Source organism: Paractinoplanes abujensis (assembly GCF_014204895.1).
Taxonomy (GTDB): domain Bacteria; phylum Actinomycetota; class Actinomycetes; order Mycobacteriales; family Micromonosporaceae; genus Actinoplanes; species Actinoplanes abujensis.
On sequence record NZ_JACHMF010000001.1, the window covers coordinates 7,230,261 to 7,251,411 of the forward strand.

The 21,151-nt window shown below is 71.4% G+C and carries 12 protein-coding genes and 1 tRNA gene; 9 read left to right on the forward strand and 4 right to left on the reverse strand.

Features of this window, described 5'->3' with window-relative positions; translation table 11 throughout:
- Nucleotides 1-107 precede the first annotated feature (107 nt).
- From BKA14_RS33130 to rlmB, 5 genes are read left to right on the forward strand one after another with little or no spacing between them, the layout of a single operon-like run.
- Complete coding sequence (locus BKA14_RS33130) at nt 108-2,957, forward strand: AfsR/SARP family transcriptional regulator (RefSeq protein ID WP_239093228.1); 2,850 nt, start codon at nt 108-110, stop codon at nt 2,955-2,957.
- Entirely contained in the window at nt 2,954-5,950 is a 2,997-nt protein-coding gene (locus BKA14_RS33135; RefSeq protein ID WP_184954703.1) for an AfsR/SARP family transcriptional regulator, read from the forward strand. Before BKA14_RS33130 ends, BKA14_RS33135 begins: the two co-directional genes overlap by 4 nt.
- Complete coding sequence (locus BKA14_RS33140; RefSeq protein WP_184954704.1) at nt 5,947-7,344, forward strand: class II fumarate hydratase; 1,398 nt, start codon at nt 5,947-5,949, stop codon at nt 7,342-7,344. Before BKA14_RS33135 ends, BKA14_RS33140 begins: the two co-directional genes overlap by 4 nt.
- Before the next feature lie 31 nt (nt 7,345-7,375).
- Entirely contained in the window at nt 7,376-8,788 is a 1,413-nt protein-coding gene (gene cysS, locus BKA14_RS33145; protein WP_184954705.1) for a cysteine--tRNA ligase, read from the forward strand.
- Entirely contained in the window at nt 8,788-9,903 is a 1,116-nt protein-coding gene (rlmB, locus tag BKA14_RS33150; RefSeq protein WP_184954706.1) for a 23S rRNA (guanosine(2251)-2'-O)-methyltransferase RlmB, read from the forward strand. Before cysS ends, rlmB begins: the two co-directional genes overlap by 1 nt.
- A gap of 300 nt (nt 9,904-10,203) precedes the next feature.
- Here rlmB and BKA14_RS33155 read toward each other — a convergent pair whose 3' ends face one another.
- Nucleotides 10,204-11,196 (reverse strand): IS481 family transposase, encoded by a 993-nt coding sequence (locus tag BKA14_RS33155; RefSeq protein WP_184954707.1) that lies wholly within the window; start codon nt 11,194-11,196, stop codon nt 10,204-10,206.
- 317 nt (nt 11,197-11,513) lie between these two features.
- Nucleotides 11,514-11,587 (reverse strand) — tRNA-Thr (locus BKA14_RS33160).
- A gap of 136 nt (nt 11,588-11,723) precedes the next feature.
- Between BKA14_RS33160 and BKA14_RS33165 the strand changes: the two genes are divergently transcribed.
- Nucleotides 11,724-12,809: an ABC transporter ATP-binding protein gene (locus BKA14_RS33165; RefSeq protein WP_184954708.1), complete on the forward strand. Its 1,086-nt coding sequence runs from the start codon at nt 11,724-11,726 to the stop codon at nt 12,807-12,809.
- Nucleotides 12,810-12,855: 46 nt separating this feature from the next.
- Here the strand turns inward: BKA14_RS33165 and BKA14_RS33170 are convergent, their stop codons facing one another.
- Complete coding sequence (locus BKA14_RS33170) at nt 12,856-15,681, reverse strand: Hsp70 family protein (RefSeq protein ID WP_438861921.1); 2,826 nt, start codon at nt 15,679-15,681, stop codon at nt 12,856-12,858.
- Nucleotides 15,682-15,710: 29 nt separating this feature from the next.
- On the opposite strand from BKA14_RS33170, the gene BKA14_RS33175 reads away from it, so the two are divergent.
- The 3 genes from BKA14_RS33175 (at nt 15,711) to BKA14_RS33185 (ending at nt 20,390) form a co-directional block, all read left to right on the forward strand.
- Nucleotides 15,711-16,130, forward strand: coding sequence for a GNAT family N-acetyltransferase (locus BKA14_RS33175; protein ID WP_184954710.1), 420 nt, complete (start codon nt 15,711-15,713; stop codon nt 16,128-16,130).
- A 253-nt stretch (nt 16,131-16,383) separates the two neighbouring features.
- Nucleotides 16,384-19,668, forward strand: coding sequence for a S8 family serine peptidase (locus BKA14_RS33180; protein WP_184954711.1), 3,285 nt, complete (start codon nt 16,384-16,386; stop codon nt 19,666-19,668).
- A 275-nt stretch (nt 19,669-19,943) separates the two neighbouring features.
- A complete protein-coding gene (locus BKA14_RS33185) occupies nt 19,944-20,390 on the forward strand; it encodes a hypothetical protein (RefSeq protein ID WP_184954712.1) in 447 nt (148 codons plus the stop codon).
- A gap of 20 nt (nt 20,391-20,410) precedes the next feature.
- On the opposite strand, the gene BKA14_RS33190 is transcribed toward BKA14_RS33185, so the two are convergent.
- Nucleotides 20,411-21,097, reverse strand: coding sequence for a hypothetical protein (locus tag BKA14_RS33190; RefSeq protein WP_184954713.1), 687 nt, complete (start codon nt 21,095-21,097; stop codon nt 20,411-20,413).
- Nucleotides 21,098-21,151: the final 54 nt, after the last annotated feature.

The window sequence follows — 21,151 nt, forward strand, 5'->3', positions numbered from 1 at the left end:
CCGGAACGGGGGCTGGCATGCGCTATCGCGTTCTCGGGCCACTGTCCGTCACTGTGGATGGACGGAGCGTCGCGATCACGGCGGGCCGTGATCGCATCGTGCTGGCCATGCTTCTCTTGCACGCGGGTCGCGTGCTGAGTGTCGCCGTGCTGGCCGACGCGGTGTGGGGCGCCGATCCGCCGGCCACCGCCAAGGGCCAGCTGCAGACCTGTGTGTCCCGGTTGCGCCGGTTGCTGCCGGAGGGCGCGATCCGCAGCGACCCGGCCGGCTACTGCCTGACCCCCGGCCCCGGCGAGCTCGACGCCGCCGAGTTTACCCGGCTGGTCACCGAGGCCCGCGCGCGGCAGGACGCGGAGCTGTACCGGCGGGCGCTCGACCTGTGGCACGGGGACGCCGCCGCGGGCATCGACAGCCACGGCGTGCGGCTGGCCGCCGACGTGCTCGACCAGCAGCACGTCGCCGCCCTGGAGGAGTGGGCCGAGCTCGAACTGGCCACCGGCCGCGATCGTGACCTGGCCGGTCCGCTGTCCGCCGCGGTCGACCGGTTCCCCCTGCAGGAGCGGCTGAGCGGCCAGCTCATGCGTGCGCTCTTCCGGTCGGGCCGGCAGGCCGCCGCGCTGGCCGAGTACCGCCGGGTCCGCGCGGCGCTGCGCGACGACCTGGGCCTCGACCCCGGCCCGGAGCTGCAGGATCTGCACACGTCGATGCTGGCCGGCGCCGTGCCCCTGTCCCCCGGGCAGACCCCGATCAGATGCCTTCCCCGTACGGTCGGCGACTTCACCGGCCGCGACGAGCTCGTGCGCCGGCTCGTCGGCGCGATCGACACGGCGGGCGACGCGGGCCCGGTGATCGCCGTGATCGACGGCATGGCCGGCAGCGGCAAGACGACCCTCGCGCTGCACGTGGCCACCCTGCTCGGCGACCGCTACCCCGACGCGCACCTCTTCGTCGACCTGCGCGGGCACCACGCCGAACAACCCCTGGACCCGGGCGCCGCCCTGCTCGTGCTGCTGCGTCAGCTCGGTGTCGACAGCGAGCGCATCCCACCGGGCCTGGTCGACCGGATCGGCCTGTGGCGCACCGAGCTGGCCCGGCGGCGGGCCCTCGTGCTCTTCGACAACGCCGCCACCAGCGCGCAGCTGGCCGACCTGATGCCGACCGGGCCGGGCAGCCTGGCCCTGGTCACCAGCCGTCGCCGGCTGGTCGGCCTGGACGGCGTGCACCCCGAGTCGCTGCCGGTGCTGCAGCCGGTCGAGGCGGTCGCGCTGCTGACCCGGATCGCCGGGGAGCGGGTGCGGGCCGAGCCCGTGGCGGCGGCCGAGGTGGTGCGCCGATGCGGCGGCCTGCCCCTGGCGTTGCGGCTGGCCGGGGCCCGGCTGGCCCATCGTCCACGGTGGGGGGTGGCCGATCTCGTGCGGCGGCTCGGCGACTCGGTCCTGCCCGAGCTGGAGGCCGAGGACAGGTCGGTGGTGGACGCCTTCGCCGTCTCGTACCGGCAGCTCCCGGACGGTCTGCGCCGCGTGTTCCGGCTGCTCGGGCTGTGCCCGGCCGGCTTCGACGTGCTCACCGTGGCCGCGCTGACCGGCCTGTCCCTGCCCGACGCGCGCGAGGCGCTGGACGACCTGATCGACGTGCACCTGATCGACGAGCCCGAACCGGACGTCTACCGGCTGCACGACCTGCTGCGCGAGTACGCGGCCGCGCTGGCCTCGGAGATCGCGCGCGAGGAGCGGGTGGAGGCGCTGCGGGGGATGCTCGACCTGCAGTTGCAGGCGGCCGCGGCGACCAACCTGCCCACATACCGCTCGGCCGTGGAACGCGACATCGGCCGGCTCACGCCGCTGCGGCCGGACCTGCTCGACGCGGTGATCGACCCGGTTGCCCGGTTGGAGAAGGAACGCCCATATCTGCGGGACTATGTGGACATCGCCGCGGGCGAGCCCGAGCTGATCGACTACGCCTGGCGGCTGCCCCGGGCCGGCTGGCGGCGGCTGTTCATGCACGGATACCTCGACGACGTCTACGTCATGAACGAGCGAGCGCTGACCGCAGTCCGGCGCGCCGGGAACCGCCCGGCCGTCGCCACGATCCTCAATTACCTCGCCTCGGTGCACTATCGCCGGTCTCAGCTGGACGACGCGGTGCGTCTGCTGCAGGAGTGCATCGCGATCCGCCGCACCCTGCCCGACAAGGACTCGCTGGCCCGGGCCATGGCCAACCTGGCCACCCTGTACTGCGAGAGCGGCCGGTGGGCGGAGTGCATCGAACTCACCTTCGAGGTGCGCCGGCTCGCGGCCGCCCGGCACGGCCGCGACGAGATCAATGCACTGGCCAACGTCTACTTCCACCAGGGCCGATGGCCGGAAGCTCTGCGTCTGTACCGCCTGCGGCTATTGAATCACCTCGACATCGGCGACCGGACCCGGATCGCCGACAGTCTGTTCAGCCTGGCCGTGATCAAGCACGCGAGCGGGCTGGTCAGCGCGGCCGCGGCGCGACGGCAGGTGCAGGCGGCGCTGCGCCTGCTCCAGCAGGAGAACTATCCCCACGGCGAGGCCACCGCCCAGCACGAGTTGGGCCTGCTGCTGGCCGTCGACGAGTTGTGGCCCGAGGCGATCGCCGCGCTCCGGCGAGCTGTCGAGATCGCCGAACAGCTGGACGATCGGGGGCGGGAGGCGATGTACTGCACCGGCCTGGGCCGGGCCCTGCGCCACGTCGGCGACCGTCCGGCGGCCCGCATGATGCTGGAGCGGGGGCTGCGCATGGCCGAGCGATCCCGCCAGCCCTACCCGCTCGCCCTGGCCCGGGCCGGCCTCGGTGACGATCTGATCGACGACGACCCGGCCGAGGCCCGGCGCCTGCTGCGCCTGGCCCGGGAGTCGCTGGCCGCCCTGAGCGCGCGGCAGCTGCCGGACGTGGAAGCTTCCCTCGCCCTGCTCGAGGCGGTGCGGGCGTGACCGCCGCGGAGGTGCGCTACCGGCTGCTGGGCCCGCTGTCGGTCACGGTGGACGGGCGCGATCTGGCCGTCACGGCCGGCCGCGACCGGATCGTGCTGGCCATGTTGTTGCTGCACGCGGGGCGGGTGCTGGGGGTGGGCGCGCTGGCCGACGCGGTGTGGGGCGCCGACCCGCCGGCCACCGCCAAGGGCCAGCTGCAGACCTGTGTGTCGCGGTTGCGCCGGCTGCTGCCGGAGGGCGCGATCCGCAGCGACCCGGCGGGCTACTGCCTGACCCCGGGCCCGGGCGAGCTCGACGCGGCGGACTTCGCGCGCCTGATCGCCGAGGCTCGTGAGCGGCAGGACGTGGCGTTGTATCGGCGGGCGCTCGACCTGTGGCGGGGGGACGCGGCCGCGGGCATCGACAGCCACGGCGTGCTGGTGGCCGCGGCCGGGCTCGACAAGCAGCACCTGGCCGCGCTGGAGGCGTGGGCCGAACTGGCGCCGGCCGCCGGGGACGAGCCCGGCGTGATCGGTGAGCTCTCCGCCGCGGTGGACCGGTTCCCTCTCTCCGAGAGGCTGAGCGGCCACCTGATGCGCGCGCTTTACCGTGACGGACGGCAGGCCGACGCGCTCGCCGAGTTCCGCCGGTTACGGGTGGCGTTGCGCGAGGAGTTCGGCCTCGACCCGGGGCGTGACCTGCAAGACCTGCACACGTCGATGCTGACCGGCGCGATCCCCGCCGCCGCGGGCGGTCACGACCAGATCAGATGCCTTCCCCGTACGGTCGGCGACTTCACCGGCCGCGACGAGCTCGTGCGACGACTCGTCGGCGCGATCGACACCGCGGGCGACGCCGGGCCGGTGACCGCCGTGATCGACGGCATGGCCGGCAGCGGCAAGACCACGCTGGCGCTGCACCTCGCGACCCTGATCGGCGAGCGCTACGCCGACGCGCACCTCTTCGTCGACCTGCGCGGCCACCACGCCGAGCAGCCGCTCGAGCCGTCGGCCGCGCTGCTCGTGCTGCTGCGGCAGCTGGGTGTGCCGGCCGAGCGGATCCCGCCCGAGCAGGTCGACCGGATCGGCCTGTGGCGCACCGAGCTGGCCCAGCGGCGGGTGCTCGTGCTCTTCGACAACGCCGGGTCCAGCGCGCAGGTCGCCGAGCTGCTGCCGACCGGGCCGGGCAGCCTGGCCCTGATCACCAGCCGGCGGCGGCTGGCCGGGCTGGACGGGGTGCAACCGGTGTCGCTGCCGCTGCTGGCCACGGCCGAGGCGGTCGCGCTGCTGGCCCGGATAGCGGGCGACCGGGTGCGGGCCGAACCGGAGGCGGCGACCGAGGTGGCCCGGCGCTGCGGCGGGCTGCCGCTGGCCGTCCGGCTGGCCGGGGCCCGGCTGGCCCACCGGCCCCGCTGGCGGGTCGCCGACCTGGTACGCCGGCTCGACCGGGAGGCCGCGCTGCCCGAGCTGGCGGCCGAGGAACGGTCGGTGGCCAGCGCCTTCGCCGTCTCCTACCGGCAGCTCCCAGCGGTCCCGCAGCGCGTCTTCCGGCTGCTCGGGGCGTGTCCGGCGGCCGACTTCGACGCGCTCAGCGTGGCCGCGCTGAGCGGGTTGCCGCTCGCCGACGCCGGCGACGCGCTGGACGACCTCGTCGACGTCCACCTGGTCGAGGAGCCCGAACCCGAGATCTACCGGATGCACGACCTGCTGCGCGAGTTCGCCGGGGCGCTGGCCGGCGAGACCCCGCAGGAGCGGACGGAGGCGCTGCGGGGAGCCCTCGACCAGCAGCTGCATGCGGCCGTGGCGACCAACCTGCCCGCGTACCGGGAAGGGCTCGATCGGGACATCGGGACGCCCGCGCCGCTGCGCCCGGACTTGCTGGCGGCGCTGACCGATCCGGCCGGCCGGCTCGAGCGCGAGCGGCTCAACCTGGGCCCGTACGTGGACGCCGCGGCCGCGACCCCCGAGCTCGAGCAGTACGCCTGGAAGCTGCCCCGGGCCGCGTGGCGACTGCTGTTCGTGCGGGCCCACCTCGACATCGTGCTGGCCCTGCAGACGAAGGCCTGGCGGGTGGCCGAGCGCCTCGGTGACCGCCCGGCCATCGCGACGACCCTCAACTACCTGGCCTCGGTGTACTACCGCCGATCGGAGATGGACGAGGCCGCTCGCCTGCTCGAGCGGTGCATCGCGATCCGCCGGGAGGAGGGCGGGCCGGCCGCGCTCGCGCTGGCCCTGAACAACCTGGCCGCCCTGCACAGCGTGTCCGGGCGCTGGGGCCGCAGCATCGAGATCCTGCACGAGGTGCGGCGCCTGCCCCGGTCGCGGCGCATGCGCGACGACGCCAACATCCTCGCGACCAGCTACGACCACCTCGGGCGGTACACCGAGGCCCTGCGCTACTACCGGCTCCGCCTGCTGATGCAGATCGAGATCGGTGATCCCACCCGGATCGGCGACACGTTGGTCAGCATCGCCGTGGTCAAGTATCGGGCGGGCCAGGTGACCATCGGTGCCGCGCGTCGCCAGGTGTCCGCGGGCCTGCGCATGCAGAGGCGGGCGAGTTACCCGTACGGGATCGCTCTGGCGGAGAGCACGCTGGCCGGGCTGAACACCGAGGACGGCCGGTTTGCCGAGGCCGTGGCCGGTTACCGCCGCGCGATCGAGGCCGCGGACCAGCTGCGGGATCCGGCGCAGACCTCGCTGATCTACGGCGAGTTCGGACGCGCCCTGCGCCGGGCCGGTGATCCGGCGTCCGCGCGGCCGATGGCCGAGCAGGCGCTGCGCCTGGGCCGGCAGAGCGGCCTGCCGTACGCGATCGCCCTGGCCGAGGCCGCCCTCGGCGAGTGTCTGACGGAGGCGGATCCACGCGAGGCCCGCCGGCTGCTGTCCCGCGCCCGGGTGACGCTGGCCGAGCTGGAGGCGGTCGAGATGCGCGACGTCGAGAAGCGTCTGCTCGATCTGGGTGGCGAGGATCATCTGCGAACCGGGCCGGGCGGAGAGACGATGGAGGGGTGACGACTGACGAGAGCGGTTACCGGGTCGAGAAGGACACAATGGGCGAGGTCCGGGTTCCGGCCGATGCCCTCTGGCGGGCGCAGACGCAGCGCGCGGTCGAGAACTTCCCCCTCTCGGGGCGCGGCCTGGAATCCGCCCACATCAAGGCGCTGGCCCAGATCAAGGGGGCGGCGGCGCAGGTCAACGGGTCGCTCGGCGTGATCGAGGAGGACCTGGCGGAGGCGATCGCGAAGGCCGCCGCGCACGTGGCCGAGGGCGGCTACGACGACCAGTTCCCGATCGACGTCTTCCAGACCGGCTCCGGCACGTCGTCCAACATGAACGCCAACGAGGTCATCGCCACCCTGGCCGCGCGCGAGCTGGGCCGTCCGGTGCACCCGAACGACCACGTCAACGCGTCGCAGTCGAGCAACGACGTCTTTCCCTCGTCGATCCACCTGGCCGCCACCGAGGCGGTCACGGCCGAACTCATCCCCGCCCTCGAGCATCTCGGCGCCGCCCTGGTGGCCAAGTCCGAAGCCTGGTCCGAGGTGGTCAAGAGCGGCCGCACACACCTGATGGACGCCACGCCTGTGACGCTCGGCCAGGAGTTCTCCGGGTACGCCCGGCAGGTCGCCAACGGCATCGAACGGCTCACCGGCACCCTGCCCCGGCTGGCCGAGCTGCCGCTGGGTGGCACCGCGGTCGGCACCGGCGTGAACACCCCGCCCGGGTTCGCCCCCGCCGTGATCGAGCGGCTGCGGCAGAGCACCGGCCTGCCCGTCACCGAGGCCCGCGACCACTTCGAGGCCCAGGGCGCCCGGGACGCGCTGGTCGAGGCGTCCGGCCAGCTCAAGGTGATCGCCGTCGGGCTCTACAAGATTGTCAACGATATCCGCTGGATGGGGTCGGGGCCCCGCGCCGGCCTGCGCGAACTGCGCCTGCCCGACCTGCAGCCGGGCTCGTCGATCATGCCGGGCAAGGTGAACCCGGTGGTCCCCGAGGCGGTGCGCCAGGTCGCGGCCCAGGTGATCGGCAACGACGCGACGGTGGCCTTCGCCGGCTCGCAAGGCGACTTCGAGCTCAACGTCATGCTGCCGGTGATGGCCCGCAACCTGCTGGAGTCGATCCGCCTGCTGGCCAACGCGGCCCGGCTGCTGGCCGACCGCTGCATCGACGGGCTGGAGCCCAACGTCGAGGTGGCCCGGGCGTACGCGGAAGGTTCGCCCTCGATCGTCACTCCGCTCAACCGCTACCTGGGCTACGACGAGGCCGCCGCGATCGCCAAGGCCGCCCTCGCCGACAACCGCACGATCCGCGAGGTCGTGATCGAACGCGGGCACCTCGAGAACGGGAAACTGACCGAGCAGCAGCTCGACGAGGCGCTGGACGTGCTGCGGATGACGCGCCCCTGAACTCGCTTGGCGCGGCCGGTACCCTTGTACGGTGAGTTTGCGCTTGTATGACACCGCGACCCGATCGGTCCGGGACTTCGTCCCGATGACGCCCGGCAAGGTCGGTATCTACCTGTGTGGGCTCACCGTGCAGTCGGTGCCCCATATCGGGCATTTGCGCTCGGCCGTCAACTACGACGTCCTGCGGCGCTGGCTGCTGCACACCAACTACGACGTCACGTTCATCCGCAACATCACCGACGTCGACGACAAGATCCTCGACAAGGCGTCGGGGCAGAGCCGCCCGTTCTGGGCGATCGCGCACGCCAACCGGCTGGTGCTCGACGCCAACTACCGCGACCTCAACGTCATCCCGCCGACGTACGAGCCGCTCGCGACCGGTCACATCCCCGAGATGCACGAACTGATCGAGGAACTGATCGAACGCGGCCACGCGTACCCGGCGGCCGGCGGCACCGGCGACGTGTATTTCGACGTCCCCTCCTACTCCGAATACGGCGCGCTCTCGGGCCAGAACCCCGACGACATGCGCCCGCCGTCCGACGGTGGCGAGCCCGACAAGCGGGACTACCGCGACTTCGCGTTGTGGAAGGGCGTCAAAGCCGACGAGCCGCGCGACGCGTCGTGGCCGTCACCGTGGGGTCGTGGCCGCCCCGGCTGGCACATCGAGTGCTCCGCGATGGCCCGGCGCTACCTCGGCGACGAGTTCGACATTCACGGCGGCGGGCTCGACCTGACCTTCCCGCACCACGAGAACGAGATCGCCCAGTCCCGCTCGGCCGGGCTGCCGTTCGCCCGGCACTGGGTGCACCACGCTCTGCTCAACCTCGGCGAAGCCAAGATGAGCAAGTCGCTGGGCAACGTGATCGACGTGGAAGCGGTGCAGGCCATGGGCATCCGCCTGGTCGAACTGCGCTACTACCTGGGCACCCCGCACTATCGCTCGCGCATCGACTACTCCGACGAGGCGCTGCGTGAGGCCGCGGTGGCGTACCGGCGGATCGAGGGTTTCGTGCAGCGCGCCACCGAGATCGTCGGGCCCGGCCGCCCCAAGGACGTACCGCCCGCGTTCGCCGCGGCCATGAACGACGACCTCAACACGTCGGCCGCGCTGGCCGTCGTGCACGACTGCATCCGCGAGGGCAACACGGCGCTCGCGGCCGGTGACGAGGCCGGCATCCGCGGGGCGATCACCGCCGTCCGCGCGATGCTGGGCGTCCTCGGCCTCGACCCGCTCGACGAGGCCTGGACCGGCAAGGCCACCCAGAGCGACCTCAAGCCGGTGGTCGACTCACTGGTCAAGCTGGCCCTCGAGCAGCGCACCCAAGCACGCACACGCAAGGACTGGGCGGCCGCCGACTCGGTCCGCGACCAGCTCAAGAACGCGGGAATTCAGGTGGAGGACACTCCGGCCGGTCCGCGCTGGACGGTAGGAGAGCACTGATGCCCGGAAACAGCCAGAACGCCAGCAAGCGAGCCACCAGCAAGAAGGGCGCCCCGGTCGGCTCCGGTGGCAAGAACCGCTCCGGCCTCAAAGGCCGCGGCAAGACCCTGCCCGCCGACGAACGCCCCTGGCACAAGGGCTACTCCGGCACGGAGAAGCTTCCCGACAAGACGGCCCGCAAGCAGGAAAAGGAACGCCGCGCGGCGGCCGCCGAAGGGCGCGCCCCCAAGGTCGGCATCCCCGGGTCCAAAGACACCACGTGGGGTCGCGGCGGCGGCCGCGCCTACGGCAAGCAGACCCCCCAGCGGGGCCGCTCCGGGGTCGGTCGTGGCGGCCCCCGCATCGCACCCGGACGCCGCTCCAACCCGACCAAGGAAGGCCCTGAGCTGCTGCTCGGGCGCAACCCGGTGGTCGAGGCGCTACGAGCCGCGGTGCCGGCGACGGCGCTCTACGTCGCCCAGGGCATCGACATCGACGAGCGGGTGGCCGAGATCGTGCGGACCGCCGGGGACCGGGGCATCCCGATCCTCGAAATCGGCCGCAACGAACTCGACCGGATGACCGGCGGGGTCCTCCACCAGGGCATCGGGCTGCAGGTGCCGCCGTTCGCGTACGAGGACTACGACGACCTGCTGGCCGCCGCCCTGGAACAACCCACGCCGCTGCTGGTGGCCATGGACGGCATCACCGACCCGCGCAACGTGGGCGCGGTGATCCGGTCCGTCGCCGCCTTCGGTGGGCACGGCGTGTTCATGACCGAGCGACGGGCGGCAGGGATCACCGCCACGGCCTGGCGGACCAGCGCCGGGGCCGCGGCTCGGGTGCCCGTGTCGCAGGTGGTGAACCTGACCCGGGCCATCAAGAAAGCGCAGGAAGCCGGGTTCGTCGCCATCGGGCTGGACGCTGATGGCGAAACCGACCTGTACGAGCTGGAAGCCGCTGTCGGGCCCCTGCTCGTCGTCGTGGGCTCCGAGGGGCGGGGGCTCTCCCGCCTTGTCGGTGAGACCTGTGACCTGCGGGTTTCTATCCCCATGGCTACCGAGGTGGAGTCCTTGAACGCCTCGGTGGCGGCTGCTGTGACTTTGGCCGAGGTTTCCCGGCGAAGGTCCGCTTAGCCCCTGGGGCTGCTGCAGACCTCGGCGCTGCGGTTAGACCCTGGGGCTGCGGTAGACCCTGGGGCGCTGCCCCAGACCCAAACCCTGGGGCGCTGCCCCAGACCCCGGCCATCGCTGCGGAGATCCGCCTGGCGATGGTTGCTGTGGGTGGGTGGGGCTTGGGGATCTCCTTACAACGACAGCCAGAAGCGAATCGCAAAGATGGGGAGGGCGCAACCAAACCCCGGTTGCGCCCTCCCCATCTTCACGATGAGCTGAGGCCGCCGTCGCAAGGAGATCCCCAAGCCAACTACAGCGGGGCTAGCTGTGATGTCCAGCCAGGTTGTTCAACCGGGTGATGGGTGGCAGTTTCCCGATGGCGGTGTGGGGTCTGTGGTGGTTGTAGTCGTGCATGAAGGCGGGTAGCGCAGCGCGGCGGGCTTTCTCCGAGGTGTAGAGCTTGGCGAAGGCCCAGCCGTCGGCCAGGGTCCGGTGGAAGCGTTCGACTTTGCCGTTGGTCTGGGGCCGGTAGGGGCGGGTCTTTTTCACCGTGATGCCCAGCTCGGCGCAGGTGTCGCGCCAGAGGTGCGATTTGTATGCGGAGCCGTTGTCCGAGAGCACTCGGTGGGTGGTCACGCCGCGTTCGGCGAACCAGGTGACCGCGCGGCGAAGCACTCCGGTGGCGGTCAGGGCGGTTTCGTCGTCGTGGATCTCGGCATAGGCGACGCGGGAGTGGTCGTCGATGACGGTGTGGACGAACGCAGTGCCGATGATGGGGTTGCGGTGCTTGTTCCGAGGCTTGCCGGCCGTGGCGGTCCGGTTTTTCTCGCCTTGCTGACGGCCGAGGTAGCGCCAGCCGCCGCCGTCGGGAACGTTGCCGAGCTTCTTCACGTCGACGTGCAGCAGGTCGCCGGGGCGTTCGTGTTCGTAGCGGCGGATCGCCTCGCCGGTGGCCCGGTCGAGGTGCGAGAGCCGGTTCGCGCGCTGCCGTCGGAGAACGGCATGCACGGTGGAGGCGGCCAGGCCGAGCTGATCGGCGATCGGGACCGGTCCCCAGCGTTGTTTGCGGCGCAGGTGCAGGATCTTGCGGACCAGCGGCGCCGGGGTGCGGTTCGGCTGCCGACGTGGCCGTGATGAGCGGTCGTGCATGCCGGCTTCGCCTTCGGCCCGGTAACGCCCGGCCCACTTGCTGGCGGTGCGCCAGGACACGTCGTAGCGTTCGGCCGCTCGTGCGGGTGACCAGCCACCCTCGACGATCAGACGCGCCAGCCGCAATCGCGCCCTCGGGGTCAATGCGGCGTTAGCGTGGGACATGAAGGCCTCCAGCCTGGTGTGTGGCGTCTTAGCAGCTCCACTGCACCGTTGGAGGCCTTCATCTGTTCACCGGATCAGCCTTTGATCGTCAGATCGAGTGGTCGCACTTCCTCGACCAACGTCCCTGGACATCACAGCTAGCGCTGCGGTTGCTTAGCTTTGCCTTGCTTTTCCCGCGGCGTAGCCGCGACCCCCTACGGCCAGTCAGCTTCTTCCGCACCCCTCACCCGCACCGTGGGGGTCTGGGGGGGTCGCCCCCCAGGCGGATACGCGAGGAGGAAGGTGCACGCTTTTCGTGCACAGAGTGCCCCCCGACGAGCCCCCGGTCGGGATCGAACCGACGACCTCCCGTTTACAAGACGGGTGCTCTGGCCATCTGAGCTACAGGGGCAGTTGGGTCAGCATACTGGCTGTGAACTTCCTGGCCACCTTGGCATGTCGTGTAAAAAGCTTTACGTTTACATGGCTGTTCCTCCACTCGGATCGTCCGGCACGTTCCTGCCGGTGGAAAGGAAGTCTGTTTCAGCATGGCTACCGTTACGTATGACAAGGCGTCCCGGATCTACCCGGGCTCCGAGCGCCCCGCGGTCAACGAGTTGAACCTCGAGATCGGCGACGGAGAGTTCCTCGTTCTGGTCGGCCCTTCCGGTTGTGGCAAGTCCACCAGCCTGCGCATGCTCGCGGGGCTGGAGGATGTCGACCGTGGGCGCATCCTGATCGAGGGTAAGGACGTCACGAACCTCCCGCCGAAGTCCCGCGACATCGCGATGGTCTTCCAGAACTACGCTCTGTACCCGCACATGTCGGTGTACGAGAACATGGCGTTCGCCCTGAAGCTGCGGAAGACCTCGAAGGCGGAGATCGACCGCCGGGTGAAGGAGGCCGCGGCCCTTCTGCAGCTCGACGAGTACCTGTCGCGTAAGCCGAAGGCGCTTTCCGGTGGTCAGCGTCAGCGTGTCGCCATGGGCCGCGCGATTGTGCGTGAGCCGCAGGTGTTCCTCATGGATGAGCCGCTGTCGAACCTTGACGCGAAGCTGCGTGTGCAGACGCGTTCGCAGATCGCCTCGCTGCAGGCCAAGCTGGGCGTCACCACCGTTTACGTCACGCACGACCAGGTCGAGGCCATGACGATGGGCCACCGGGTGGCCGTCATGCTCGACGGTGTGCTCCAGCAGGTGGACACCCCGCGCGCCCTGTACGACACCCCCGGCAACGTTTTCGTGGCCGGCTTCATGGGTTCCCCGGCCATGAACATCAAGACGGTGCCGCTGACTGAGACGGGTGGCAAGTTCGGCGCGTTCAACGTGCCGCTGACCCGCGAGCAGGTCGCGGCCGCGCAGAGTGGCGGCGGCAAGGTCACCATCGGTTTCCGCCCGGAGGCCGCCGAGCTGACCTCCGAGTCGGCGGGTGCCCTGCCGATCGTGGTCGACCTGGTCGAGGACCTGGGTTCGGACGCCAACGTCTACGGTCACGCCGACCTGGACGGCACGCAGGAGCGGTTCGTGGTTCGCACCGACCGTAAGAACATGCCGAACATGGGCGAGACGGTTTACATCCAGCCGCAGACGACCGGCATCCACGTGTTCAACGCGGAGTCCGGCGTTCGTATCTGAACGACTGACTGACATTCCGGGCGGTCCCTTCGGGGCCGCCCGGTTTTTATTCGGCGAAGCGGATGAGCACGAAGTCTTTGTCGGTGGCGCAGGCCAAATGGGTGGTGTTCCACGAGCAGGTGCCGGTGTTGACGCCGCTGAGCGGGCCGAGCTGCACGGGGGCGTCGCCGAGGTGGCGGCCGGCGAGGGCGGGGTCGTCGGGGTAGCCGGTGAAGGGTTTGCTCAGTTCGAGAATGTTGGCGTCGTCGAGGCGTACGGCTGCTTGTTTACCGGACCAGATTTCTTTGCCGTCGGCGTCGACGAGCCGGGCGTCGGCGGAGTAGGCGGTGAGGACGGCCTCGCCGACCGGGATGATCGCGTCGGATCGGGGGGCGGCCGTCTTCCAGGCGGTTCTGCCGTCGGGGATGGTCACGGCGACCAGCTGGGCGTTTTCGTCGCCGGGGCCGGTGCCTTCGAGCGCGCACACCCGGTCGTCGCCGCAGGGGCTGAGCCGCCACAGCCGTGCTTCGCGGGTGGGTGAGGTGTAGATGATGTCGGCGCCGTCGAGTTTGTCGAGCCCGTAAGCGACGAGGCGGTTGGTGTCGCCGGCTTTGCGGATGACGAGCCGGCCGTTGTGCGCGATGACGTCGTCGGAGGTGTCGGCGACGTCGGGCCGGGCGGCCAGGATTTTGCCGGTGTTGGCGTCGATGACCCGGGCCGTGTCGTCTTCCCCGCCGATCTGCACGATGCGGGGGTCGTCGCCGAGGTCGGGGGACAGGGGGCGGCCGGTGGCGCCGGCCGGGCCGGACAGGTCGGCCGGGGTGGTGACGCCGAACAGTTCGGGCTGGGGACCTTCGAGGTCGGGCTGCTTCCACTGTTCGCGGCCGTCGGTGATGTCGAGGCCGAGGAGTTGTTTGTTCTCGCGGTCGGCGATGAGGGCCCGGTCGCCTTGGAACCAGATGTCGTCATCGTCGCCCAGGGTGCGTTTCCACAGTTCCTGGCCGGTGTCCGCGGCCAGCAGCACAAGTTCGCGGGTGCCGGATTCGTAGTCACCGTCGCTGATCAACGCGACCGCCTCCGGCAACGCGATCAGGGTGTCCCAGGCTTTGGCGGTGCCCGCATCCGGGTTGCTCCAGGCCGGCTGGTCGGCGTCGGTGTCGATGGCGACCACACCGATCCGGCCGGTTTCGTTGTCGGTGCTGGCCAGGTAGGCGCGGTTGCCGTGGACGACGGCGTCGTGGAAGCCGGATGTGAACGGTAGGGCCGGCGTGACGTGCACCGGGGTGCTGAGCGCCTGGAAGTCGAGGGCGGGGTGGCGGGGCCAGAACGCCCAGGCGGTGGTGGCGCCGGCGGCGATGACGAGGGTGAGCGCGGCGGCGGTGGCGACGACCCAGCGGCGGCGGTTGCCGCGAGGCCGGTCCGGGCCGGGGGCAACGGGGCCGGGGCTGTAGCCGCCGGGCGGGTGGTGGCCGGGGGCGCCGCTGCCCGGATGCGGGGTGTTGTCGGAGGCCAACCAGGGTTCGTGGCTGGGCGGGCCGAACGCCGCGGGTGAGCCGGGGTGCGACGGCGAGCCGGGGAGGGCGTGCCCGCCGGCGGCGATGGCGGCCGCTTCGCCGGTGGCCCAGGGGTCGACGGGTTCGCCGTAGTGCCGGTCGTCGGCGGGCCGGGCGGCCGGCGGTGGCGGGGCCGGGGGCACGCCGGGGGTGGGCGTCGGTGTCGGCGGCCCGGCGGCCGCCGTCGCGGTCAGCGGGCCGGTGGCCGCGGTGGGCGGGCCGGCCGCGGCGGTCGACGAGGAGGTGGTGGCGGAGTGGGGCGTGTTGAGGGTGGCGCCCTCGGCCACGGGAAGTTCGGGCTGCTCGAGCACCGTGGGGGCGATCCCCAGCTCGCTGTGCAGGAGCCGCGCCACCAGCGGCACCCGGGAGGAGCCCCCGACCAGGAAGAGTCCGGCCAGCTCGGACGGTTGGAGGCCGGCGGCCGCGATCACCGTTCCCGCTTCGGCGACCCCCCGGCGTACGAGGGAATCCGCTGTCGCCTCGAGCTCGTCGCGGGTCAGATGCACCGCGTGCTCGACCCCGGGCACCGGCACGGGGGCGAAAGAGCTGCGCGAGAGCATCTCCTTGGCGCCGCGCACGTCCTCCCAGAACTGGCGCCGGGCCCGCCACTGGGCCAGGGTCGCCGGCTCGGTGAGCGCGTGCCAGGCCGCAGGTTCGGCCCCGGCCAGCGATTTGCCCAGGTGGTCGACGAGGGCCGCGTCGAGGTCGAGCCCGCCCAGGTCGTCGGCCCCGCCCGAGGCCGTGACCGAGTAGTCGGCGCCGGGACCGTGGTGGCGCACCACGGCGACGTCGAGCGTGCCGCCGCCGAAGTCGAAGACGGCCAGCGACGAACCGACGGGCAGTGGCCGGCGCAGCACCTCGGCGAAATAGCGGGCGGCGGCCACCGGCTCGGGCAGCAGCGGTGTCCCGGCCGGCCAGCCCGCCCGGCCCAGCGCCTCGACCAGCACCGCGCGCCGGGGACCGCCCCAGGCCGCGGGGTAGGTGACCTGGGCCGGGGGCAGGAAACCGGCGGTGGCCACGGCCTCGCGGGCCACCGCGTCGAGCAGGGCGGCCAGCAGGTCGGGCACCGGCACGGAGGCGTCGCCCAGCATGATCGTGTCCGCGTCGACGTGCCGTTTCGGGTGGGGTTCGAGGCGGGCCGGGTCGGCGTGGCCCAGGCGCAGGGCGTCGGCCCCCACGTGCAGGCGGCCGCCGGGGTCGCGGAAGACCGCCGACGGCAGCAGCGGGCGGCCGTCGAACAGCAGCGGTCTCGTCCGTCCGTCGGGCCGTCGCAACATGGCCACGGTGTGCGAGGTTCCCAGGTCGACGCCGAGCACGAACCCTTCGGTCACGGCCGCCATGCTACGACGAACCCCCTAGTGTGGCCGCCATGCGGATCGAACGAATCACCCGGGCCGCGGCGATCCACGCGGCCGCGGAGCTCTTCGACGCGCCCCCGTTGACCGAGGCGACCGAGCGTTTCCTGGCCGCCGAGGGTCACCATTTGCTGCTTGCCTACGACGACGACCGGCCGGTCGGGATGATCTCGGGGGTCGAGATGACGCACCCGGACAAGGGCACCGAGATGTTCGTGTACGAGCTGTCGGTGGCCCCCGAGGCCCGCCGCCGGGGTGTGGCCACCGCGCTGGTGACCGAGCTGGCGGCGATTGCCCGGCGGGCGGGGTGTTACGGCATGTGGGTGGGTACCGAGCCGGACAACACGGCCGCACTCGCCACTTATCGCCGCGCGGGCGCCGACGAGGAAGCGCCCTTCACCCTGCTCAATTGGGATCTTATCGCCGGTCGATGACGCCGAACGGAGCGTGGTTGTCGAGAAAGGACATTTGGCTTCGCATACGCCGATACGGCCGCGTTGCTGAAGGAATTCCGTGACCTGCGGTAACGCGCAGGAAATCATCGCGTACAGATGCACCACAATGAATGTCACGGCCTCGTCACAACGTCATCGATCGTAGTGACTTTAATGGCGATCGATCAGAGGATCCGGTGGATGCGCCCCAGTGAACCCCCGCTGGGCGCCGTTCCTTCCGGAGGACCCGTACGTGAGACAACAATTCACTTGGGGCCGGCGAACGTTCACTTCTGTGCTCGCGATCGGCGTGGCCGCCGGCGCGACGTTCAGTGGTGCGCTCCCGGCCTCGGCGGCGCCGGGCGCGGACGCGGTTCCCGCCGCGCTGCTGAATTCGGCCGAGACTCCCGCCGCCCCCAAGGAGGCGCCGGCCGACGCCCTGGGTGCGCACGACGCCGAGCTGCTGGCCAAGGCCGAGGCGGCCCACAAGAAATTCGTCACCGTCATCGTCGCCGCCGAGGCCGGTAAGTCGGCCGACGTCGTCGCGAAGATCAAGTCGCTCGGCGGTGTCGTCACTCGGCACTTCGACGAGATCGGCTACGTGCTGGCCTCGGTGCCGATCGCCAAGGTCGTCGCGGCCGCCCAGCTGGCCGGCGTCAAGGCGGTCGACCTGGAAGAGACGATCAAGCTGCCGGAGACCGGCGTTCAGCGGGACAAGGCCGGCAAGCCGGTGCAGCTGGCCGCGCCCGGCCCGTCGACGCCCGCCGCCAACCCGTACATGCCGACCGACGAGACCGGGTCGGTGGACTTCAAGAAGAAGTTCCCCAAGTACGACGGCCGCGGCGTCACGATCGGCATCATGGACTCGGGTGTGGACATCGACCACCCGGCGCTGGCCAAGACGACCACCGGCGAGCGCAAGATCGTGGACTGGGTCACGGCCACCGACCCGCTGCTCGAGGGTGACAACACCTGGCGGGCGATGCTGACCTCGGTGAGCGGCCCCACCTTCACGTACGCGAACCAGACCTGGAAGGCCCCCGCGGGCAACTGGAAGATCAACCGCTTCGCCGAGTCGATCACCGCCGCCTCCGACCCCGAGGGCGACGTCAACCGCGACGGGGACACCACCGACACGTGGGGCATCCTCTACGACCCGGAGAGCCACGACATCCGGGTCGACACCAACCAGAACCTCGACTTCACCGACGACGCCGTCATGCGGCCGTACAAGGAGAAGTTCGACGTCGGCCACTTCGGCACGGACAACCCGGCCACCGCGGTCACCGAGCGGATGCCGTTCGTCGTCGAATACCGCGAGGACGTCGACGTGACCCCGGCCGGCCTCGAGGGCACCGCCGACTTCGTCAACATCGGCATCCCGGAGAGCCTGCACGCCTCACACGTGGCCGGCATCGCCGCGGGTAACGACCTGTTCGGCAACGCCGCGTTCGACGGCCAGGCCCCCGGCGCCAAGATCGTGTCGGCCCGGGCCTGCACGTGGGGCGGCGGCTGCACCAACGCCGCGCTCACCACCGGCATGGCCGACCTGGTGATCAACCGGGGTGTCGACGTGGTCAACATGTCGATCGGCGGCCTGCCCGCGCTCAACGACGGCAGCAACGCCCAGGCTCTGCTGTACAACGACCTGATCACCAAGTACGGCGTGCAGCTGTTCATCTCGGCCGGCAACAGCGGCCCGGGCGTCAACACGCTCGGCGAGCCGTCCGGCGCCACCGAGGTCGTCAGCGTCGCCGCCAGCATCTCCGACGACACGTGGAAGTCCAACTACGGCGCGGAGACCCGCAAGCCGCTGCAGTTGTTCCCGTTCTCGTCGCGGGGCCCGCGTGAGGACGGCGGCTTCAAGCCGAACATCTCGGCCCCCGGCTCGGCGGTCTCGCTCTCGCCGACGTGGGAAGAGGTCGCCGGCCTGACGACCGTGCCCTACACCCTGCCGCCGGGCTACTCGATGCAGAACGGCACGTCGATGGCCTCCCCGCAGGCCGCCGGAGGCGCCGCGCTGCTGCTCTCGGCCGCGAAGGCCAACGGCATCAAGGTGAGCCCGCCGCAGCTGCGCCGGGCGATCTACTCGTCGGCCGACCCGATCTCGGGTGAGCAGGTCAACGAGCAGGGTTACGGCCAGCTCAACGTGCCCGACGCGTGGAAGCTGCTGGCCAAGAAGCCGGCCACCCGCACGTACAAGTCGTCGGCGCCGGTCTGCACGCCGCTCAGCGACCTGCTGGCCACCCCCGGCCAGGGCACCGGCATCTACAACCGGTGCGCCGTGGCCGACGGTGGCCTCAAGCCGGGCCAGGTGAAGATCCAGACGATCAAGCTGACCCGTACGAGTGGCCCGAGCTACCCGGTGCTGCACACCCTCACGTGGCAGGGTGACCGCTCGTCGTTCGCCTCGTCCCCGGTCGTGCTGCTGCCGCTCAACAAGACGGTCAGCGTCCCGGTCGTGGTGCGGGCCAAGGACGGCCTGGCCAGCGCGCTCCTCAAGGTCGACGACCCGACCACCCCGGTCATCGACTTCGAGGTGCTCAACACGGTCGTCACCGGCGTCGACACCAAGAAGCCCGGGTACGCGACCTCGTTCTCCGGCCAGGTCGACCGCTCGTCGACCACCTCGTTCTACGTGACCGTGCCCGAAGGTGCGAAGGCCCTCCAGGTGGATCTGTCCGGCATCGCGTCCGGCTCGCAGACCCGCTGGATCGCGATCAACCCGTGGGGCGTCCCGGTCGAGGACACGGCGAGCACTGCCTGCTACACGAACTTCTCCGACGCGGCGGCCTGCAAGCCCGAGGAGCGGTCGTACGAGAACCCGATCCCCGGCGTCTGGGAGCTCGAGGTCGAGTCCCGGCGGACGAGTCCGGTGCTCAGCAACCCGTTCAAGGTGACCGCGAAGATCCAGGGCGTCACGCTGACCCCCGAAGCGATCACGCTGCCCAGCATCGCGGTCAACCAGCCGGCCCCGGTCAGCTTCGCCGTGAAGAACGACTTCGGCCCGGTCACCGTGTCGGCTCAGGGCGGCCCGCTCGGCAGCTCGAGCAGCCAGCGTCCGTCCATCGCGGACGGTGCGAGCCAGGAGTACGAGTTCGCGGTGCCGGCCGGTTCGACCCGGCTGACCGTGGCGATCGGCAACACCAGCGACGCCGCGGCCGACCTGGACCTGTCGGTCTACCGCGACGGCGTGCTGGTCGGCTCGGACGCCGACGGTGACTCGGAGGAGTCGGTCACGCTGACCGACCCGGCGGCGGGCACCTACACCGCAGTGGTGGACGGCTACTCGGTGCCCGCGGGCACCACGGCGTACGACTACCTCGACGTCTACTTCAGCCCGGCGCTCGGCTCGGTCACCGTGCCCAGCACGCCGGCCACGCTGGCCAACGGCGCGTCGACGACGGTCTCCGGCACGGTCACCGCGCTGTCGGTGCCGCCCGCCGGCCGGGCCCTGTCGGGCGAAGTCACCATCGTGACCGACGAGGGCGCGGTCGTCGGCCGCGGCCCGATCGCGATCACCGCGGTCACCGGCTGATCAGCAACAGGTAAGAGGCCCGTCCGGCGTGCTGCCGGGCGGGCCTGTTCCGTTGGCGGCCCCATTCGACTCCAGGAAGCGCTGTGACGTTGTTTCCCCGTGCACTGAGTGCTGTTGTGGCGCTCGCTCTGCTCACGTCGTGTGAGCCCGGTGGTTCCGCGCCGTCGGCGACGGCACCTTCCGTCCCGGCCGCAACGAGCACTGCGGCGGCCGCTGCGGCTGCGCCGCCCTGTGCTGTCGAGACGGAGCCCCGCCTGCTGCTGAAGAAGGACGACGTGTGGACCATGGCCGAGCTGGACGCCACGTCGCAAGTGGCGTTCCAGCTCAGCGGCACGTGCGACGACGGGCCGGCCTGGCCGCAGGGCTGCGACGGATTCGGCGAGGTGCTGAGTGAGGGCTGGCCCGGCTACCGGACCGGCGGTGCCTACTACGTCGCCGCCCTCAGCGTGCTCGGTCTTTCCGGCGGCACGGTCGACGAGCAAGTGCTGTTGTTCCGTACGCCGCGCAGCGACGGCTTGAAGAAGTTGGTGGACGAGGCGCGGGCGTGCGGGGCGACGGCCGGTGCCGACGTCGCGGGGGCCACGGTCTACCAGCTTCCCGCTCGGGCGTCACAAAGCCGGTACGTCGTCATCGACGCCACGGCCGCCGTCCTCATTCAGGCGCCCGGCGACCTGGACGCGGCCAAGTTGATCAGAACGGCCGTGCGGCGGGCGCGAGGCTGACGCCGGCGCTCGGACCGGCGTTACTGCTGGGCGCCGGCGGAGAACGGCTGCTGTTCGGTCTCGGTGTCGTCGTTGTCGACCGGCTCCTCGTGCAGGCGCGGGTCGTCCGGAGTGGCGGCCGGAGTGGGCTTCTGCTTCGGCTCCTTGTGCTTCTTCTGCTTCTGCTTCTGCGGCTCGGCCGACGATGCCGGCGTCTCCGGTGCGGGCGAGGCGGCGGCGCCGGACGGCAGCGACGAGGCAGCGGGCGGCGTCGTCGAGCCGGCCGAAGCGACGGCCGCGGGCAGGATGATCACCCCGCCCAGGGGCATACCGGAGACGTCGGGCTTGTCGGTGGCCGGCAGCGTCCGCGACGCCTCGGGGGCGGGTAGCCCGCCCAGGCCGCCCAGCAGCGGCACTCCGCCGTCGGAGGACTCGGCGGCCTCGGTGCGGCCGGACCCCGGCAGCGCCTGCCGCAGGCTGGTGCCGTTGCGGCCGGGCTTGGCCTGCAGGAGCGGGTCCTGGGCGACCGGGGCGTCCCGGAGCGAGCTGTGACCAAGCGGATTGTCCACATTGATCCCGCCGCCCGAGCTCAGCAGGCCGGCCAGTCGCTCGTCGGCCTGCTGAGCCGCGGCGTCGGTGCCGGGCAGCAGGTCGGCCTGGGCGGGCGCGGCCGTGAACAGGAAGATCCCGCCGGCGAGGGCCGCTCCGGCATACCACAACTTGTGCACTGTTCTCCTCCTGGCAGGGCCGAATTCGGACCAAAGTGTCAGATGGGGCAACGA

Bases quoted from the DNA above. Each gene is read 5' to 3' on its own strand.
- BKA14_RS33165 (WP_184954708.1), top strand. From the start codon at position 11,724: ATGGCTACCGTTACGTATGACAAGGCGTCCCGGATCTACCCGGGCTCC.
- rlmB (WP_184954706.1), top strand. From the start codon at position 8,788: ATGCCCGGAAACAGCCAGAACGCCAGCAAGCGAGCCACCAGCAAGAAG.
- BKA14_RS33130 (WP_239093228.1), top strand. From the start codon at position 108: ATGCTTCTCTTGCACGCGGGTCGCGTGCTGAGTGTCGCCGTGCTGGCC.
- BKA14_RS33175 (WP_184954710.1), top strand. From the start codon at position 15,711: ATGCGGATCGAACGAATCACCCGGGCCGCGGCGATCCACGCGGCCGCG.
- BKA14_RS33170 (WP_438861921.1), bottom strand. From the start codon at position 15,681: ATGGCGGCCGTGACCGAAGGGTTCGTGCTCGGCGTCGACCTGGGAACC.
- BKA14_RS33155 (WP_184954707.1), bottom strand. From the start codon at position 11,196: ATGTCCCACGCTAACGCCGCATTGACCCCGAGGGCGCGATTGCGGCTG.